Here is an 18,048-nt window from a genome sequence, read left to right as displayed (position 1 = left end):
CTTTGTGCAGTGCAACATAGACGACAGGGCAGCTCAGTCGGCAGCCCGAATATTTTTAAAAAAAGGGTGATAACGATGCAAGATAAAATGATGGATGCTTTCAACACGCAAACTCGCCAGATGTTTGAACCGATGCGCAAGGTTAACTCGCTGATGCTTAACAACATGGAAAAGATGACCCAGTACCAGCTGGAAGCCATGAAGCGTTACAGCCAGATGGGTACTGACCGGATGCGTAGCGCCAGCGAAATTGACGATGCTGATGACCTGCGCGAATTTGCTGCCAAACAGGCAGAAATGCTCAACGAGCTCTCCCAGCAGATGCAGGAAGATGCCAAGACCATGGGCGAGATGAGCATGGAATTTAAAGCTGAAATGGAAAAACTGTTCAGCGAAGCCACTCAGCAGATGAACGATCAGGTTAACACCGCTGCGGCCAAGAAAGACGAGACGCCTGCCAAGGCTACCAGCCAGGCATCTCGCGGTAGTAGCAAAAGCTGAATAAATGATTGCACGGCGCCAGATTAACGGCGCCGTGTTTGTTTTGTCTGCTAAAAAACACTCGCCTTTTCAAGGCTAGTGTTTTTTAGCGTGACGAAGAGAATAACGGTCAATGGCCTATGCGCAAAGCTGTCATGCGCTTGCCATAAGAGTGGGAGAGTAAGTATGCAATCAGGATGGGAAATGCCATCTCAGGTCGATATGGATGCCTGGAATACCCAGTTGAAAGAACTTGGGGAACAGTATCAGGGATTGATGCAGGATCTGATGGCGCGCATGGCGCCCAGCGACGCTGCAGATTCTGTCCATAAGGACATGCGCGAAAGTTTCGAGGCCGGTGCACAGGCGCTGATGCAGAACCCCACGCTCTTATGGCAAACCCAGGCGCGTCTATTACAGGATCAATGGCTCCTGTGGCAGCAGAATGCCAGAGCCATGGCCGGCGAAAACGTTGACCCCTTGATCAAGCCTGCCAAGGGTGATCGTCGTTTCAAGGACGAAGCCTGGACCAAGGAACCTCAATATCTGGCGATCATGCAGCAATATCTGCTGTTTGCCCAACTGGTCGAGGAGCTGATCGATAATCTGGATGGGCTGGATGAGACCCATAAGCATCATCTGCAGTTCTATGCCCGTCAGTTAGTCAATGCCATGGCGCCCACCAACTTTGTGGCCACCAACCCTGAAGTGATGCGGCGCACCCTGGAAACTCGTGGCCAGAACCTGGTCGATGGCTTGGCGCTTCTACGTGAAGACCTTTCCAATTCGGCTGAAGGGATCAACGTGCGCATGACCGACCGCACCGCTTTTGCGGTAGGTGAGAATATTGCCGTCACGCCCGGTTCAGTTGTGTATGAAAATGAGCTGATCCAGCTGATTCAGTATACGCCCACCACCGAACAGACTTTCAAGACGCCGCTGCTGGTTGTGCCGCCCTGGATCAACAAGTACTACATTCTTGACCTGCGCCAGGATAATTCCATGGTCAAGTGGCTAGTGGATCAGGGTCATACGGTGTTTCTGATTTCCTGGCGTAACCCTGGGCCAGCTCAGCGCGATGTTACCTGGGCAGACTACATGCAAATGGGCCCGATCAGCGCAATTGATGCCATTGAACAGGCCTGCGGTGAAAAGTCAGTTAACCTGTTGAGCTACTGCATCGGCGGTACGCTAACGGCGTCTACCCTGGCTTACCTGACCAGTACCCGACGCGGGCGCAAGGTAAAATCGGTTACCTATATGGCGACCCTGCAGGATTTCCGTGATCCGGGCGACATCGGCGTTTTCCTCAATGAAGGCGTTATTGAAGGTATTGAAAAAACGCTGGAAACCAAAGGCTATCTGGATGGCCGCTCCATGGCGTACACCTTCAACCTGCTGAAGGAAAATGACCTGTTCTGGTCTTTCTACGTCAATAACTACCTGAAGGGCGAGCCGCCGGCTGCCTTTGACCTGCTTTACTGGAACACTGACGGCACCAACCTGGCGGCCGGTACCCATGCCTGGTACCTGCGCCATATGTATCTGGAAAACCGTCTGGTTGAACCGGGTGGTATTGAGCTGGATGGCGTCAAGATTGATCTGCGCAAGATTTCCACGCCCTGCTATTACGTTTCCACCAAGGAAGACCATATCGCCAAATGGAACAGCACCTACTATGGCGCCTTGTTGCCTAAAGGCCCGGTGACCTTCGTGCTGGGCGGTTCAGGCCATATTGCCGGTATTGTGAACCCGCCGCACAAGAACAAGTACGGCTACTGGACCAACAGCGAGCTGCCTGACAACCACGAAGACTGGATGGCCGGTGCGCAAGCCAATGAAGGCTCCTGGTGGCCTCACTGGCAGGCATGGATGGTGGAAAACGGCTTTGTTGACCAGGAGAAAATGGTGGCTGCGCGCCAGCCGGGTGAAGGTGAGTTGCCGACTATCGAAGCTGCACCGGGGCGTTACGTGCGTCAGACAATTCCTGAAATCATCAACGCAGATGAAGAAGCCACCAAGGCTGCCAGCGCTAACAGCAGCCGTTAAAGCATCAGTTCTGTAGCTCATCATGTTGATGTAGAAAGTACGTACACCACAAGGCGCCCCCAGGGGCGCCTTGTTGGTTTCAGGGTTTGTTGAAGAGCTTGCTTTGGGGTCTGGCGTGGAGGTGCTTACGCCTGATCCTTTCTGCCCAGCCGCAGGGAAGGTAGCACCAGCAGACCCGCCAGCAGCCAGACCGGCCAGCTACCCATCTGGGTGAAAGGAGTCAGGCCTTGCATGGCATAGAACTCACCGGTCAAGGTGGTGGTTTCAAACTGCGGCGCACGTTGGGTTATCTGGCCCTGCGGGTCGATGATGACGGTAATCCCATTGCTGGTAGCGCGCAGCACGTAGCGGCCGTTTTCCAGCGCACGAAGGCGTGCCATCTGCAGATGCTGGTGGGGGCCAATTGAGCGGCCGAACCAGGTGTCGTTGGAAATGGTAATGATGGCCTGGCTGTTGCGTGCCCGGCTGGCCACCAATTGAGGGTAGATAATCTCGTAGCAGATGGCATTGCCCAGAGAAATGCCTGCCGCCTGCATCGATGGCTGTTGGTCTGGCCCTGGCGTGATGAAGGAAGTGGGCAAGTCAAAGAAATTGATCAAACCCCGCAGCAGGCTTTCCAGTGGCAGGTACTCTCCAAAGGGTACCAGATGTTCTTTCTGATAATCGCCTTCGACGTTACCAACCCCTATCACGCCGTTGAAAAATTGCTGGGCCTGTTCATCCTGTTGCAGGATGCCGGTAATCAGCGCTGTGTCAGCGGGAAGGCTGGACTGCACCTGTTCGAGTACAGGGCGCGCCTGATTTTCCAGCATGGGCAGCGCGGTTTCCGGCCAGATAATCAGCTCAACGTCATCGCTGATCGCCTGGGTTTGGCGGGTATAGGTGGCAACGGCTTCGCGCTGACCGTCAGCGGTCCATTTGATCAGTTGGGGCAGGTTGCCTTGCACCATGGCGACCTTGGTGGGCTGCTCGCTGGGCGTTGTCCATTGGGTGGGCAGGATGAAGGGTGTCAACCAGATAGCCGCAAGGGGCGCGATGGCCCACAGGCGACGCTTGATCAGCAGCGTTATCAATAAGCTGCCACTGAAGGCGACCAGTAACGACAAGAGGTAAACGCCACCGATAGGTGCCCAGGCCGCCAAGGGTGAATCGACAAAACCGCTGCCAAGCAGCAGCCAGGGAAAGCCAGTAAACAGATAAGTGCGTAGCACCTCGGCCAGCACCCAGATGCCCGCAAAGCCTAGCAGTGAGTAGCGCGGTGAGGTAAAGCGTCGGTAGACCCATAGCATGGCGGCAAAAAACAACGCCAGCGCAAACACGAACAGCGCCGTGAGCAAGCCGGCAAGCAGGGGGCCGGTATGGCCATAATCGTGAATGGAAACGTAAACCCATGAAGCCCCGCTGGCAAATAGTGCCAGCCCATAGACAAGGCCCTTGAACGCGGCGTGGGCGGGCGTTAATGCATGGCTGCCCCAATAGACCAGTGCTGCGGCCAAAGGCCCCAGCCACCAGAATTCAAACGGTGAGGCGGTCAGCGTAGTGAAGCCCCCAGCAATAACGGCAGCCAGAAGCTGCCAGCCCAGGGAAGGAGAGAATCCTGTATGCATTAATGACTATCCTTATTGATAGACGCGGGTAATCTGAAGGGTGTCATCTATCAGCCTGATTAGCACACTCCGCGTAAACCTTCGCCCAATCGGGCGGAGATATAAGCGGGCAGCGCGACAGCGCTGCAAGGGGTTGACCTTTGCCCTTCGTCATTTATGATGGATAGATATACAGCTTTAATAGCCCATGCCATGCTGAAAGCCACAAAAGTACGCCTCTACCCGACCCCTGAACAGGCAGCGTTCTTGAACGCCCAGTTCGGTGCGGTACGGTTTGTGTATAACAAGGCACTGCATATCATCAGCACGCAGTATAAACGGCATGGCACCAAGTTTCGCGCCAAAAAGACCTCAAGCCGCTACTGGCGGTGGCAAAGAAGTCCCGCAAGTATTACTGGCTCAAAGATTTTGACTCGATTGCCTTGCAACAAGCCTGCATTAACCTCGATCAGGCTTTCCAGAACTTCTTTAACCCTAAGTTGCCTGCTCGCTATCCGAGGTTCAAGCGCAAGCACGGCAAGCAATCAAGCTATCACTGTACCGGCATCAAGCTTGGTCAGGGTAATATCAAATTACCAAAGCTCACGCCGATTAAAGCGCGTATCCACCGTGACATCACCGGCACGCTGAAAAGCATCACCTTAACCCGCACCACCACCGGCAAATACTATGCCTCAGTGCTGGTCGATGATGGAGAAGAGGCCCCGGTACCGCTGCAAACCGTCGATTCGGTGCTGGGGGTCGATATGGGGCTGACATACCTCTCGCCACCGACTCGGAGGGGCACAAAACCTCTAATCCCCGCTTCCTCAAGCGGGCGCGCGCCAACCTACGTCGCAAGCAGAAAGTCCTCTCCCGCTGCCAGAAAGGCAGCAAGGGCCGTGCGAAAGCACGGCTCAAACTCGCCAAGGCGCACGAGCGTCTGGCGAATACCCGTGCTGACTTCCAACACAAGCTGTCTCGACAACTCATTGACGACAACCAAGCGGTGGTGGTCGAGACCTTGAAAGTCAAAAACATGCTGAAAAACCGCAAGCTGGCCAAGCACATTGCCGATGCCAGTTGGCACAGCCTGATCCAAAAGCTGGCGTACAAGGCAGAAGCCCAAGGCAAGCACCTGGTCAAAATCGACCAGTGGTTTGCCAGCTCCAAGACCTGCGCGGGCTGCGGCCACAAGGTTGCGGACATGCCGCTGAAGGTTCGCACCTGGGATTGCCCCGTCTGTGGCACCCAAGGCATCGACCGTGACATTAACGCTGCGATCAACATTCGCCAGCAGGGCATCATCAAACTACGAGCCGAAGGACTGTCGGTTCCTGCCAGCCGAGGCATGCGTAAATCCGGCCACGTGTCGGTTGCTGCCTAAGAAGTTGGAAGCCTCGCCCGTGGCGCGTCAGCGCTTAGGGTGAGGAGCGGTCAGTGTGCCGGGCATGGCGCACATCTATAGGGTGAAAGTCCCGAGCAGTGACGTTGGGAGTAGCTGTTAGCCAACACGGCAAGGGTGTCCATCGCAAGGTGGAATCTGAAGGAAGCCTGCGGCAAATCGCTGAGCCGAGGAACACGAACCTCATACGAGGCGGGCTGCGTGGAGTAAGTGTGCTGAAGAACACAAAGCTCATCCCAACACGGCAGCGCAGTACGTATATGAGGCGGCTACCTGGCGAGAAAGATGTGCGTCTTACCCCGGGAGGTCCCTCGCAACCGCTAGAGCCAAGCCAACCGCACAGCGGGAGGGGCGGCAAGGCTGTGAGGGAAGTCAGCAGCGGCCATAGTAGGTGGCCACATTCCACCCAAGGGCCAAAGGCAAGTGAAAGGGTTTCTCTGTGATCTCTGACCAACGCGATGACAACCGACCGCAGTTTAGTAGCAGCGGCAGACCGGTCACGGGCTGGAACCCTTGCGAACCCTGCTACCCGGTTTCCATGGATGATGTGCTAGATAGCGCCAACATGGCGGATGCATGGAACCGGGTGCAGCGCAATAAAGGGGCCCCAGGCCCCGATGCACGCACCATTGAAGACACCGAATCTTACCTGAAGACATCCTGGCCTGAAATCAAGGAAGCTCTTCAGTCAGGCGCTTATCAGCCAGGTTCGGTGAGAACGGTCTATATCCCGAAGGGCAATGGCACGCACCGCATGCTGGGCATCCCTAACGTGATAGACCGCTTAATCCAGCAAGCCATCCATCAAGTGCTCAGCCCGTACTATGAAAAGGATTTCTCTGCCTCAAGCTACGGCTTCAGACCGGGCCGTAATGCCTGGCAAGCGATTGAGCAGGCTCATGACTACGCCAAACAGGGCTACACGATTGTGGTCGATATTGATCTGGAGAGATTCTTTGATCAGGTCAACCACGATATCCTGATGGCCAGACTAGCGAAACGTATTCACGATAAGCGCCTGCTTGGCGTGATTCGTCGCTATTTACAGGCCGGGATGATGATGGGGGTGTCGTCAGTCAGCGTGAGAAAGGCACACCGCAAGGATCGCCCTTGAGTCCTCTACTCAGCAATATCCTGCTTGACGATCTCGACAAGCAACTGGAAGCCAGAGGCCATCGGTTTTGCCGGTACGCCGATGACTGCCAGATCTACGTCCAAAGCCGTCGAGCGGGCCACCGAGTCAAGGACAGTGTGACCGCCTTTCTTGAGACGCGACTCAAACTCCCGGTTAACCGGGCGAAGAGCCGCGTCGTCTCTACCTCACGCAGCAACTTTCTCGGCTACAGCTTTGTAGGAAAGGCTAACCCGCGTATCCGTTGCAGTACGGAGACGGTCAATCGCTTCAAGAGACGGATCAGGCAACTGACCCGTGGGCACGACCGTGAAGCCATTGAAGTGAAGCTAGCCCGTCTCGATCGATATATTCGAGGCTGGACAAGCTACTTTCGACTGACAGAGACGCGGCGCTTGTTTGTTGATATCGACAGCTGGATACGAAGCCGCTTACGTATGTGTCTGATGAAACAGTGGTTCAAACCGCGAACCCGAGTGAGAAAGATGATCGAACTCGGGCTACCGATGGAGGAGGCGAAAGGGTACTGTCAGCACAAACGCTGGTGGTTCCTGGCGCAACTCCACCACACGCGGTTTGCGATGAACAACCGCTGGTGGCATAAGCAAGGCTTCCGTGGTGTAAGCTTCTACATGAAGCGGTTTGCTAACACTTGACCAACCGCCGTGGTACGGAACCGTATGCCCGGTGGTGTGGGCGGACGGGGACTAGCTCCCCTCCGACCCGATCCTGGTGAGGTCTTCTTCACTGCTGCTGTCGTCGAAGTGCACGTCGAGCAGGCGAATACGCCGATTGTCTGCGTTCATCACCACAAAGTGCCAGCCGCCGAGTGAGGTCTGTTCGCCCCGCCGGGGCAGGTGGCCAAACTGCTGCATGACCAGGCCGCCTACGGTGTCAAACTCATCGTCAGAAAACTGGGTGTTGAAGCGTTCGTTGAAATCTTCAATAGGGGTCAGGGCGCGAACAGCAAAATGACCGTCTTCCAGGGCACGGATATCATCTTCTTCATCTGTGTCGTGCTCATCTTCAATATCGCCGACAATCTGCTCAAGAATATCTTCGATGGTAATAATCCCAGCCGTGCCGCCGTACTCGTCCACCACAATCGCCATATGGTTGTGGGTATCACGAAACTCTTTTAGCAGGCTGTTGAGACGTTTGGATTCAGGGATAAACATCGCTGGGCGGGTGATGTCCTCCAGCTGGAAGGCATCCCGCTGGGCCTGGGTCTGGGAGAGCAGGGGCAGCAGATCCTTGACCAGCACAATACCTTTGACATCATCAAGATTCTCACCGATGACCGGATAGCGCGAGTGGCCGGTTTCCTGAATGAGCGGCAGATAGTCATCGCTGGTCTGATCAATTGGAATGGCGGCGACCTGAGAGCGAGGAATAAGGATCTCGCGTACCTGCTGGTCGCTGATCTGCAGCGCGCCTTCAATGATCATCATGGCATCCTGGTCGAGCTTCAGGCGGCCGGCCGTGTGGCGCAGAAAAGCCATCAGCTCTTCTCTTGAGCTGGGCTCATCGTTATCCCCGTCAGGGCACCAAACAGCTTCTCAAGCCAGGATTTTTGAGGGGGCGGTGCTCGATCGGTCTTCGCTCATACAGTTGATCTCTTGTTTTGATAGCGTTACTGCGTTTCACTCAGATACGGATCAGGAATATCAAACCTGGCCAGAAGCAGACGCTCAAGCTGCTCCATAGCCTCGGCTTCGTCGTCCTCAATATGATCATAACCCAATAAATGCAGGGTGCCATGTATGACCATATGCGCATAATGCTGCATCAGTGGTTTTTGCTGTTGCTGTGCTTCCTGTGCAACGACATTCTGGCAGATGACCAGGTCGCCAAGTAACGGTAGCTCAATACCCGAGGGGGCTTCAAAGGGAAAGGACAGTACATTGGTCGGTTTGTCCTTGCCACGGTAGTCAGCGTTGAGCGCCTGGCTTTCATCCGCATCAACGATGCGGATGGTCACTTCATGGCGACTTTCCTGCGGGTGCTGCTCCAGCACTGCAGCGACCCAGCGTTCAAGCTGAGCCGCATCGGGCACCTGGGTGGATTGTGTCGCCAATTGATAGTCAATCAATACCGTCACTGAAGGGAGTCCTCACGCTTTTGCAGACGCTCTTCGCGGGCTTGCTGACGTTCCTCGCGAACAGCGCGCTCCTTGGCTTCCTGCTCGGATTCAAAGCTGTCGTAGGCTTCGATAATACGCTGTACCAGCGGGTGACGGACAACGTCCTTGGCGGCAAAGTGGGTCACGCCTATCCCGGGGGTGTCCTTGAGAACTTCAAGCACCTGAATCAAGCCGGAGCGCTGGCCGCGGGGCAGATCCACCTGGGTCACATCGCCGGTAATCACCGCCGTGGAGCCAAAACCTATCCGGGTCAGGAACATCTTCATCTGCTCAGGGGTGGTGTTCTGGCTTTCATCCAGGATGATATAGGCGTTGTTCAGGGTGCGTCCGCGCATATAGGCCAGCGGCGCTATTTCAATTACCTGACGCTCGATCAGTTTGGCGACCTGTTCGAAACCGATCATTTCATACAGGGCGTCGTAGAGCGGGCGCAGGTAGGGGTCGATTTTCTGGGCCAGATCACCAGGTAGAAAGCCCAGCTTCTCACCGGCTTCAACGGCCGGACGAACTAGCAGGATGCGACGGACTTCCTGCTGGTTCAGTGCTTCAACCGCTGCCGCAACGGCCAGGTACGTCTTGCCGGTACCCGCTGGGCCAATACCGAAGTTGATATCGTGCTCACGGATGCTGGAAACGTAGCGCTGCTGATTCATCCCGCGGGGTTTGATCATGGTGCGTGGCGTGCGCATGATCACTTCGCCGTCTTCCGGTTCCTCTTCCTCGGCAAGCGCTTCAAGCCCGGATTCCTGCAGGAACAGGTGAACAGTGTCGGGGTCAAGCTCGTTGGCAGCAGTTTCCCGGTAAAGGTGTTCCAGTACGTTGGCAGCGGCCTTGATGCGGTTGGCCGCGCCCGCCAGCTGGAAGATGTTGCCGCGGTTACGCAGGGTAACGTCCAGACGGCTTTCAATCAGTTTCAGATGCTCATCCTGCTGCCCACACAGGCTAGCGAGCCGCTGCGGGTCATTGGGTTCAAGGCTGAGCGTGATAATGCGATTGGCCTGAGATGATGGCTGGCTCAAGAGTAAGAAACCCGTTAGTTAATGAGTGTGAGGTTCAGCTTACTGCCCCGAGTGGCCTCGGGGCAATTGCCTGGGCGATGAGAGTTGTTAATAACGCTCTGCCGAGGCGAGTTCACCGCGCAGGGAGTTGGGTAGCGCCTCGGTGATATCGACATCCACAAAGTAGCCGATCAGCTCGGTCGGGTTGGCTGCACGGAAATTCACAACGCGATTGTTTTCCGTACGCCCGGACAGCTGCCCCGGATCCTTGGGTGAAAATCCGCTGACCAGAATGCGCTGGCGAGAGCCCACCATACGGCGACTGATCTGCTGGGTGTGCTGGATAATCCGCTCCTGCAGAATCGCCAGGCGCTGTTTTTTGACCTCAGCGGGAGTGTCGTCTTCAAGCGAAGCCGCCGGCGTGCCGGGGCGAGCGGAATAGACAAAGCTGAAAGAGTGATCAAAGCCAATCTTGTGGATCAGATCCATAGTGGCTTCAAAATCATCCTCAGTTTCACCGGGGAAGCCGATAATGAAATCCGAAGAGAAGCTGATGTCCGGCCGGTTGGCGCGAATGCGCTCCATCTTGTCGATATATTCCTGCGCGGTATGGCCGCGCTTCATGGCGCTGAGAATGCGGTCAGAGCCGGACTGAACGGGCAGGTGCAGATGGCTGACCAGTTCAGGGATGTCAGCATAGGCATCGACCAGGCTATCGGTGAATTCAACCGGATGTGAGGTCGTGAAGCGAATCCGGTCAATGCCATCAACGGCGGCAATACAGGCAATCAGTTCCGCCAGGTCGATCTCGTCACCGTAGTCGTTCTCGCCCCGATAGGCATTAACGTTCTGGCCAAGCAGATTGACTTCGCGCACCCCTTGATCCGCCAGATGGAGAATTTCATCCATGACTGCTTCAAACGGACGCGAGACTTCTTCACCACGGGTGTAGGGCACCACGCAGAAGGTGCAGTACTTGGAGCAGCCTTCCATAATTGAAACAAACGCCGTTGCACCATCTGAAGAGGGCTGCGGCAGGTGATCGAACTTCTCGATTTCCGGAAAGGTGACATCAACAGCGGCAATCTGGTTATTGCGCTTGGCATCCAGCATCCCAGGAACGCGGTGAAGTGTTTGCGGGCCAAAGACCATGTCGACGTGAGGCGCGCGCTTGCGTAGTGCTTCACCTTCCTGACTGGCCACACAGCCACCGACACCAATTACCAGGTCGGGGTTGGCGTCCTTGAGTTTTTTCCAGCGGCCAAGCTGATGAAAGACCTTTTCCTGCGCTTTCTCACGAATAGAGCAGGTGTTGAGCAAAATGACATCCGCTTCAAGCTCGTTATCAGTGAGCTCCATCTGGTGTGATTCGCCGAGCAGGTCTGCCATGCGTGACGAGTCATACTCGTTCATTTGGCAGCCGTGTGTTTTGATGAAGAGTTTCTTCGTCATCGGTACCTGTCATCTATGGGTCGTCGGGTGACGAGGATGAATGGTGGTGCGGCGGTGCCGCGACGTTGAGTGAGCATTATACGGGCACAGTAAAGCAGGGGCTAGCATTGGAATAAATCCACACTTGACCACAGCGTTTGTATGAGTATACTACGCACCGTGTTTAGGTAGTTCCCTGATAGCTCAGTTGGTAGAGCAAATGACTGTTAATCATTGGGTCGCAGGTTCGAGTCCTGCTCAGGGAGCCAATCACCACCCAAGCACTTACACTATCAGCCCTAGCATCAACTAACTGGCAGATACTGTTAAAGATGCTGAATGTTCCTCGATAGCTCAGTTGGTAGAGCAAATGACTGTTAATCATTGGGTCGCAGGTTCGAGTCCTGCTCGAGGAGCCAACGTTCACATCGTCCTTTCGGTTATTCCCCGATAGCTCAGTTGGTAGAGCAAATGACTGTTAATCATTGGGTCACAGGTTCGAGTCCTGTTCGGGGAGCCAACCAACTTTACACTAGTTAATCCTGTGCTTTTTCCTCTCTTTTTGATCCTTCCTACCCTTTGCAAGTACCTAATTCGCTATACTAGTCGCCAGCTTCCGTTTGTGAAAGGTTGGATGATTCTGTGAATCCCACGACTGCATTACCGTTAATGCCGCTACAAGTCTTTAAATGTCTGAGCGACGACACGCGTCTGTCACTGGTGCTGCTGATTGCCCAGGAAGGCGAGCTTTGTGTGTGTGAAATGACCTACGCTCTCGAGCTCTCGCAACCCAAGGTGTCTCGCCATCTGGCTCAGCTGCGCCAATGTGGCCTGCTGAGTGATCAACGCGATGGCCAATGGGTGTACTACCGCCTTGCCTCTGGCCTGCCCGGTTGGGGGCAGGCGATTATTGAAGCAGGTCGAGAGGGTGAGCGTCAGCGTCTGGAAACCCTTACCCGGCGGCTGCAGGCCATGGGTGAGCGTCCGGGGCGTCGGGCGGCGTACTGTTAGAGCCTGATGGTGTGCCTTCACTGCTTGCCAATAAAAAACCGAGGCCATGAGGCCTCGGTCAGTATTCAGGGTGAAGAAATCAGGAAAAACGCATAGCCCGTTTTGATCACTCCCGGTTGGCTAAACGCTGTGCTGTCTGCAGCTGAGCATAATCAAGAAGAATTTCAGCAGCTTCCAGCACCTGGGCGCGTTCAGCCGGCATGACGTCTTCCTCCTCTTCTTTTGCCTGTTCGCTGCCATTTTCTTCCTCGCTGTCTACCTGGGCGCTGGTCCATTCTTCCAATGGCTGGGCGCCAAGCGCAATGCGCCGCTGGTTTTCCAGAGCAAGCTGTTCGGCTTCCTGGGCCTGCATCTCTCTTTCACGCTGTTCGCGGTTCAGGCTGACGCTGGTGTGCTGCTCACGCAGCTGGCGAGACAGTTCTGTCTGGCGCTCAAGGTAGAGGAAGTTGGGGTTATCTTCAGCGCGCGCTTGGTAGCGATTGATCAACGTATCAAGGTAGTTCTCCGGTTCCCCGTAACGGCGATACTGCACGTTTTGAACGGAATCCCAGGCCAGTGCATGGTCAAGGCTGCTTTCGCCGATTCTTTCCGGGTCAATATCCATCGGGAAGCGAATATCCGGTTCAACGCCGCGATTCTGGGTGCTGTCACCTGAAATGCGGTAGAACTTGGCGCGCGTGATCTTGATTTCACCATGGCTAAGGTCGCTCAGCGTCTGCACGGTGCCTTTGCCAAAGGTGGGGGAGCCCACCACAATACCGCGGCCATAATCCTGAATGGCGCCGGCAAAGATTTCTGACGCAGAGGCCGACAAGCGGTTGGTAAGCACTGTTAATGGACCATCGTAATGGGTGCCCGCGTTACTGTCGCCGTATAGCTGGATGCGCCCTCTGGCGTCGCGTACCTGGACGGTCGGGCCGCGATCAATAAACAGGCCAAGCAGGCTGTTGGCTTCCTGTAATGCGCCGCCGCCGTTGTCACGTAGATCCAGCACAATGCCTTCTACGCCGGCTTCCTTGAGGGCAGTGATTTCCTTGGCGACATCGCGAGTGGTACTGCGATAGTCGTCCTCGCCTGCCTGCCAGGCTTCAAAGTCAACGTAGAAGGTGGGAACGGTAATCACACCAACTTTGTGCTGCCCATCGTCACGTTCAATCTCAATCACTTCACTTTGTGCGGCCTGATCTTCGAGCTTAACCGTATCGCGGGTGATTTCCACCGTGCGGGTGCGAGTGATATCCACCGCTTTGGCAGGGATGACTTCCAGACGCACCACGCTGCCCTTGGGGCCGCGAATCAGGTCGACAACGTTATCCAGGCGCATGCCGATAACATTCACCAGATCTTCTTCGTCTTCCTGGCCAACCGCGACAATACGGTCGGCTGGATCCAGTACACCGGCCTGGTCAGCAGGGCCGCCTGGCACAAGGCTGGCAACCTTGACGTATTCACCGTCGGCCTGAAGCATGGCGCCAATACCTTCCAGTGACAGGCTCATCTGGATATCAAAGGATTCCCCCTGGCGCGGTGAAAGGTAGCTGGTGTGGGGGTCTACGGTGCCGGTGACCGCTGCCATCAGCAGGCCGAACACATCTTCAGCTTCGGTTTGTTCAACCCGCGAAAGCTGGCCTTCATAGCGTTGGCGCAGCGTGGTCTCAATCTGTTCGTTGTCCTGGTCTGCGAGTACCAGCGTCAGGGCAGCATTCTGCAGACGTTTTTCCCACAGGGCGTCAAGCTCACTAATATCAGTGGCCCAGTTGGCCTCTTCACGGTCAATTTCGAGGCGCTCATCACTGTCAAACTGATAGTCCAGGCCCTCGTCGATACGCTCAAGCAGCCAGTTCAGGCGAGCTTCACGGCGTTCGTTGGAACGTTCGTGCAAGGCAAAGGCGTCATCGATATCGCCTTCGAAGATCAAATCAGCCATCTGTGTTTCGAGGTGCCGATAAGGCGCGATATCACTTTCCAACAGATACAGACGTTGGCCGTCGAGGTTATCCAGATAGCGCTGAAAGGCTTCTGAAGACCAGTCATCGTCGAAGGTAATGTCAGCGTAGTGGCCATAGCGCAAGGAGTCCGCAATTTCAACGGCGACTTCACGCTGCTCATCGGTAGGTTCCAGTGCCCATAGCGCTGGACTTATAAAGGTCAGCGCGGTCGCCAAGGTCACCGAGCGCGTAAGAGTTGCAAACCAGCTCATTAATCAAGCTCTCCTGGATTTGTGTAAACTCGTACAGACTGCATGCTTTATATGACTGACAATCTGCCGCTGAGTTGCGAAATGCAGCCAATCACGGCCGTTAACCAACCACGTCGTTTATCTGCTGCAATAACAGTTACATGAATACTTGCATGAAACAGACAAGTATTGTAACAGCTCTTGTGCGTTGCTGAGACTACTTCATCGTTGTTAAGAGGATTTTCATGTCACACATTTTAAAGTCTGGCCTGCTGGATCGGCTGTGTGCGTTTTTACAAGCATCGCCAACCCCTGGCATGCTACCCGCAATATGGCGCTGCGCCTGGAGGCGGCGGGTTACCAGCGGCTGCAGGAAACCGCCAGCTGGCAGCTGGAAGCAGGCAAGCGTTACTACGTGACCCGTAATGATTCATCCATCATTGCCTTCCAGTTGCCTGAAGGTGGAGCGCTGAAAGACTTGCGTATGGTCGGCGCTCATACCGATAGCCCCGGCCTACGCCTGAAGCCCAACGCGACTCAGCGCAGTGCTGGCTGGTTACAGTTAGGCATTGAGGTCTATGGTGGCGCCTTGCTGGCGCCCTGGTTCGATCGTGACTTGGGCATTGCCGGCCGGGTTCATCTGCGTCAGCCGGATGGGCGCCTGACCAGTGTCTTACTGGATGTTGCTGAGCCGGTGGCTATCCTGCCGAGCCTTGCCATCCACCTTGATCGCGAAGCCAACAACGGTCGCGCGATCAACCCTCAGACCCAGATGGCGCCGGTCTTGATGCAGGACGATCAACAGGACCTTAACAGCCTGCTGCAGGCCTGGATTCAGGCACAGCATGCGATTGAAAACGCCGATATCGTCGATTTTGAATTGAGTTTTTATGATCTGCAGGCGCCGTCGCTGATCGGCGTTGAGCAATCGCTGCTTGCCAGTGCTCGGCTGGATAATCTGCTGTCGTGCTTTATCGGCCTGGAGGCGTTGCTTGCCAATGATGGCCAGCAAGGTGCGCTCCTGGTGGCCAACGATCATGAAGAAGTGGGGAGTGCCAGTGCCTGTGGTGCCCAGGGGCCGTTTCTGGGCGATGTGTTAAGCCGCCTGAATGCCCAGCTGGGCGGCGGTAGCGAGGAGTCTCTGATTCAGCTGGTTCAGTCGTCCTGTATGGTGTCTTGTGACAACGCCCACGCTCTGCACCCCAATTTTCGCGACAAGCATGACGAACAGCACGGCCCCTTGATCAATGCAGGCCCGGTCATCAAGGTGAATGCCAATCAGCGCTATGCCACCAACAGTGCCACCAGCGCGCTGTTCCGCGATCTCTGCCGTGAAGCCGACGTGCCGGTGCAAGTGTTTGTGACCCGTGCGGATATGGGCTGCGGGAGCACTATCGGGCCAATTACGGCTACTCAGGTGGGGGTGCCAACGGTGGATGTGGGCGTACCGCAGTGGGCGATGCATTCGATTCGTGAAACCGCAGGAAGCCAGGATGTAGAGTATCTGGTGCGGGCGCTGACGGCCTTCTATAACCGCGCCAACCTGGGGCTGGTCGACAGCTGATAACGCTTTCTGCCGACACAAAAAACCCGCTTGCGTTTCAGTAAACTGAAATTTCAGCGGGCTTTCTGGAATATGGTGGCTACGCCCTGATTTGAACAGGGGACCCCATCATTATGAGTGATGTGCTCTAACCAGCTGAGCTACGTAGCCATTCAACGGAGGCGGATATTACTCAGCATTTCTATCGGCGTCAAGTCTTTTCCGTCTTGTGCCAGGCAGGATGGCCGTCTAAACGTTGAAGCGGAAGTGGATCACATCACCATCCTTGACGATATATTCCTTGCCTTCCAGGCGCCATTTGCCTGCATCCTTGGCGCCCTGTTCGCCACCCAGGGTGACAAAATCGTCATAGGCGATTACTTCAGCACGGATAAAGCCTTTCTGGAAATCGGTGTGAATGACGCCCGCCGCTTCGGGTGCGCTGGCACCTTCCTTGACTGTCCAGGCGCGTACTTCTTTCACGCCGGCGGTAAAGTAGGTCTGCAGGCCCAAGAGGGCGTAACCGGCGCGAATGACTCGGTCAAGGCCAGGCTCGGACATGCCGATCTCGTCCAGGAACATGGCGCGTTCATCGTCGTCGAGTTCGGCGATTTCCGCTTCGATCTGGTTGCATACCGGCACAACGACGGCGCCTTCTTCAGCGGCAATGTCATTGACCACATCAAGATAGGGGTTGTTATCAAAGCCGTCTTCATTGACGTTGGCAATGTACATGGTGGGCTTGAGGGTCAGAAAGCCAAAACTTTTGACCTGTTGCTTTTCATCATCGCTGAGCCCGAAGCTACGCAGTGGCATGCCTTCGGCCAGATGCGGCTGAATCTTGTCCAGCACGGCTTTGGTGGCGATGGCATCCTTGTCGCCGCCTTTTACCACGCGCACCAGCCGCTGGCTGGCCTTTTCGACCGTATCCAGATCGGCCAGGGCGAGCTCAAGGTTGATGGTTTCAATATCGGCCCGAGGGTCAATCTGGTTGGCAACGTGAATGACGTTATCGTTATCAAAGCAGCGCACCACATGGGCAATGGCCTGAGTTTCACGGATGTTGGCGAGAAACTTGTTGCCCAGGCCTTCGCCTTTGGAGGCGCCTGCCACCAGCCCTGCTATATCGACAAACTCCATGGTCGTCGGAATGACTTTCTGGGGTTTGACAATCTCTGCGAGCTTGTCGAGCCGTGGGTCCGGCATGGGGACGATACCGACGTTGGGCTCAATGGTGCAGAACGGGAAGTTTTCTGCATCAATGCCAGATTTGGTAAGCGCATTGAACAAGGTGGATTTGCCGACGTTCGGCAGGCCGACGATACCGCAGTTAAAGCCCATGAGTGTTTCCTGAAAGTGTTCGATGAAGTAAGTTGAAAAGCAGTCAATAAGACGGTTTGCCAGGCATTCTACGCGACATCGCTGAATACGCTAAGCAGCGCCTGCCATCAAGGCGTCATTCGGGTACCGCCGAAAAACGATGCTGGCGATTCATGGCATTGGCCCAATCACCGCCAAGCGCCAGCGGCAGGGTGGCCAGGCATTCATCAAGCGCTTGTTCAATGGCTAATTGCTCGCTTTTACCCGGGCGCCCCAGCACGTAGTTGACGACCTGGTTGGCGCTACCCGGATGGCCAACGCCAATACGTAAACGGTGAAACTGCTTTTGATTGCCCAGGGCACTGATAATATCGCGCAAGCCGTTGTGGCCGCCGTGGCCACCGCCGGTCTTGTAGCGCGCCTGCCCGGCAGGCAGGTCGAGTTCGTCATGGGCAATCAGAAGCTGTTCAGGTGAAAGCTTGAAAAACTGACAGAGAGCGGCTACTGAAGCGCCACTGCGGTTCATAAAGGTCGTTGGATTAAGCAGGTGTAGCGTATGGCCAGAAAAGTTGACCTTGGCATAAAGGCCGAGAAACTTCTTATCCGGGCGCAGTTGGGCGTTGGCCGCACGGGCCACTGCTTCGACTGCCCAGGCGCCTGCATTGTGGCGCGTGGCAGCATACTCGGGGCCAGGGTTGCCCAGGCCGATCAAGGCCGATACGTGGCTCATCCTTAGTACCTCATAGCGTTAGGTGGGGGCTGTCCAGACGG

The 18,048-nt window shown here is 55.5% G+C and carries 14 protein-coding genes, 4 tRNA genes and 2 pseudogenes; 11 read left to right on the top strand and 9 right to left on the bottom strand.

Annotated elements, in window-relative coordinates:
• The first annotated feature begins 75 nt into the window (after window positions 1–75).
• Together HLB35_RS14410 and phaC are read left to right on the top strand one after the other, a co-directional pair.
• A complete protein-coding gene (locus HLB35_RS14410) occupies window positions 76–501 on the top strand; it encodes a phasin family protein (RefSeq protein WP_171703113.1) in 426 nt (141 codons plus the stop codon).
• Between the two features lie 165 nt (window positions 502–666).
• Window positions 667–2,529, top strand: coding sequence for a class I poly(R)-hydroxyalkanoic acid synthase (phaC, locus tag HLB35_RS14405; protein ID WP_171703112.1), 1,863 nt, complete (start codon window positions 667–669; stop codon window positions 2,527–2,529).
• A gap of 125 nt (window positions 2,530–2,654) precedes the next feature.
• On the opposite strand, the gene lnt is transcribed toward phaC, so the two are convergent.
• Window positions 2,655–4,136, bottom strand: coding sequence for an apolipoprotein N-acyltransferase (gene lnt / locus HLB35_RS14400; protein ID WP_171703111.1), 1,482 nt, complete (start codon window positions 4,134–4,136; stop codon window positions 2,655–2,657).
• A gap of 156 nt (window positions 4,137–4,292) precedes the next feature.
• On the opposite strand from lnt, the gene HLB35_RS17555 reads away from it, so the two are divergent.
• The 4 genes from HLB35_RS17555 to HLB35_RS17940 all read left to right on the top strand — a co-directional run bounded on the left by HLB35_RS17555 (window position 4,293) and on the right by HLB35_RS17940 (window position 7,308).
• Entirely contained in the window at window positions 4,293–4,766 is a 474-nt protein-coding gene (locus tag HLB35_RS17555; RefSeq protein ID WP_328732114.1) for a helix-turn-helix domain-containing protein, read from the top strand.
• A gap of 127 nt (window positions 4,767–4,893) precedes the next feature.
• A complete protein-coding gene (locus HLB35_RS17550) occupies window positions 4,894–5,502 on the top strand; it encodes an RNA-guided endonuclease InsQ/TnpB family protein (RefSeq protein ID WP_328732156.1) in 609 nt (202 codons plus the stop codon).
• 457 nt (window positions 5,503–5,959) lie between these two features.
• Window positions 5,960–6,634, top strand: a complete 675-nt coding sequence (locus HLB35_RS17545) for a reverse transcriptase domain-containing protein (protein WP_216601574.1) — start codon at window positions 5,960–5,962, stop codon at window positions 6,632–6,634.
• Window positions 6,631–7,308 carry a group II intron maturase-specific domain-containing protein gene (locus HLB35_RS17940; RefSeq protein WP_216601573.1) on the top strand — a complete coding sequence of 226 codons (678 nt, stop codon included), beginning with the start codon at window positions 6,631–6,633 and terminating at the stop codon, window positions 7,306–7,308. The genes HLB35_RS17545 and HLB35_RS17940 overlap by 4 nt, the downstream gene beginning before the upstream one ends.
• Window positions 7,309–7,359: 51 nt before the next feature.
• Here HLB35_RS17940 and HLB35_RS14385 read toward each other — a convergent pair.
• The 4 genes and pseudogenes from HLB35_RS14385 to miaB form a co-directional block, all read right to left on the bottom strand.
• A pseudogene (locus HLB35_RS14385) lies at window positions 7,360–8,259 on the bottom strand (HlyC/CorC family transporter).
• 26 nt (window positions 8,260–8,285) lie between these two features.
• Complete coding sequence (gene ybeY, locus HLB35_RS14380) at window positions 8,286–8,753, bottom strand: rRNA maturation RNase YbeY (protein WP_171703110.1); 468 nt, start codon at window positions 8,751–8,753, stop codon at window positions 8,286–8,288.
• Window positions 8,750–9,814, bottom strand: coding sequence for a PhoH family protein (locus HLB35_RS14375; RefSeq protein WP_171703109.1), 1,065 nt, complete (start codon window positions 9,812–9,814; stop codon window positions 8,750–8,752). The genes ybeY and HLB35_RS14375 overlap by 4 nt, the downstream gene beginning before the upstream one ends.
• An 87-nt stretch (window positions 9,815–9,901) precedes the next feature.
• Window positions 9,902–11,245 (bottom strand): tRNA (N6-isopentenyl adenosine(37)-C2)-methylthiotransferase MiaB, encoded by a 1,344-nt coding sequence (miaB, locus tag HLB35_RS14370; RefSeq protein WP_171703108.1) that lies wholly within the window; start codon window positions 11,243–11,245, stop codon window positions 9,902–9,904.
• 172 nt (window positions 11,246–11,417) lie between these two features.
• Here miaB and HLB35_RS14365 point away from each other — a divergent pair.
• From HLB35_RS14365 to HLB35_RS14350, 4 genes are all read left to right on the top strand, one after another.
• Window positions 11,418–11,493, top strand: a tRNA-Asn gene (locus HLB35_RS14365).
• Between the two features lie 74 nt (window positions 11,494–11,567).
• Window positions 11,568–11,643, top strand: a tRNA-Asn gene (locus HLB35_RS14360).
• 25 nt (window positions 11,644–11,668) lie between these two features.
• Window positions 11,669–11,744, top strand: a tRNA-Asn gene (locus HLB35_RS14355).
• A 149-nt stretch (window positions 11,745–11,893) separates the two neighbouring features.
• Window positions 11,894–12,235 carry a metalloregulator ArsR/SmtB family transcription factor gene (locus HLB35_RS14350; protein WP_171703160.1) on the top strand — a complete coding sequence of 114 codons (342 nt, stop codon included), beginning with the start codon at window positions 11,894–11,896 and terminating at the stop codon, window positions 12,233–12,235.
• A gap of 106 nt (window positions 12,236–12,341) precedes the next feature.
• Here HLB35_RS14350 and HLB35_RS14345 read toward each other — a convergent pair whose 3' ends face one another.
• Window positions 12,342–14,435, bottom strand: a complete 2,094-nt coding sequence (locus HLB35_RS14345) for a carboxy terminal-processing peptidase (protein WP_171703107.1) — start codon at window positions 14,433–14,435, stop codon at window positions 12,342–12,344.
• A 224-nt stretch (window positions 14,436–14,659) separates the two neighbouring features.
• Between HLB35_RS14345 and HLB35_RS14340 the strand changes: the two are divergent.
• Window positions 14,660–15,978: pseudogene (locus HLB35_RS14340) on the top strand (M18 family aminopeptidase).
• Between the two features lie 73 nt (window positions 15,979–16,051).
• On the opposite strand, the gene HLB35_RS14335 reads toward HLB35_RS14340, so the two are convergent.
• The 3 genes from HLB35_RS14335 to pth all read right to left on the bottom strand — a co-directional run bounded on the left by HLB35_RS14335 (window position 16,052) and on the right by pth (window position 18,007).
• Window positions 16,052–16,128 (bottom strand) — tRNA-Met (locus HLB35_RS14335).
• A gap of 78 nt (window positions 16,129–16,206) precedes the next feature.
• Complete coding sequence (gene ychF, locus HLB35_RS14330; RefSeq protein WP_171703106.1) at window positions 16,207–17,298, bottom strand: redox-regulated ATPase YchF; 1,092 nt, start codon at window positions 17,296–17,298, stop codon at window positions 16,207–16,209.
• Window positions 17,299–17,413: 115 nt separating this feature from the next.
• Window positions 17,414–18,007, bottom strand: a complete 594-nt coding sequence (gene pth / locus HLB35_RS14325; RefSeq protein WP_171703105.1) for an aminoacyl-tRNA hydrolase — start codon at window positions 18,005–18,007, stop codon at window positions 17,414–17,416.
• Between the last annotated feature and the right edge of the window lie 41 nt (window positions 18,008–18,048).

This window comes from Vreelandella azerica (assembly GCF_013112225.1).
Classification (GTDB): domain Bacteria; phylum Pseudomonadota; class Gammaproteobacteria; order Pseudomonadales; family Halomonadaceae; genus Vreelandella; species Vreelandella azerica.
Note: the sequence above shows the minus strand (reverse complement) of the source record. Positions and strands in the feature narration are given on the sequence as shown.

Excerpts from the sequence above, each read along its gene's own strand:
- lnt (WP_171703111.1), bottom strand. The coding sequence starts at position 4,136 with ATGCATACAGGATTCTCTCCTTCCCTGGGCTGGCAGCTTCTGGCTGCC.
- phaC (WP_171703112.1), top strand. The coding sequence starts at position 667 with ATGCAATCAGGATGGGAAATGCCATCTCAGGTCGATATGGATGCCTGG.
- miaB (WP_171703108.1), bottom strand. The coding sequence starts at position 11,245 with ATGACGAAGAAACTCTTCATCAAAACACACGGCTGCCAAATGAACGAG.
- pth (WP_171703105.1), bottom strand. The coding sequence starts at position 18,007 with ATGAGCCACGTATCGGCCTTGATCGGCCTGGGCAACCCTGGCCCCGAG.
- ychF (WP_171703106.1), bottom strand. The coding sequence starts at position 17,298 with ATGGGCTTTAACTGCGGTATCGTCGGCCTGCCGAACGTCGGCAAATCC.
- HLB35_RS17555 (WP_328732114.1), top strand. The coding sequence starts at position 4,293 with ATGATGGATAGATATACAGCTTTAATAGCCCATGCCATGCTGAAAGCC.
- HLB35_RS14410 (WP_171703113.1), top strand. The coding sequence starts at position 76 with ATGCAAGATAAAATGATGGATGCTTTCAACACGCAAACTCGCCAGATG.
- HLB35_RS14345 (WP_171703107.1), bottom strand. The coding sequence starts at position 14,435 with ATGAGCTGGTTTGCAACTCTTACGCGCTCGGTGACCTTGGCGACCGCG.
- HLB35_RS14350 (WP_171703160.1), top strand. The coding sequence starts at position 11,894 with ATGCCGCTACAAGTCTTTAAATGTCTGAGCGACGACACGCGTCTGTCA.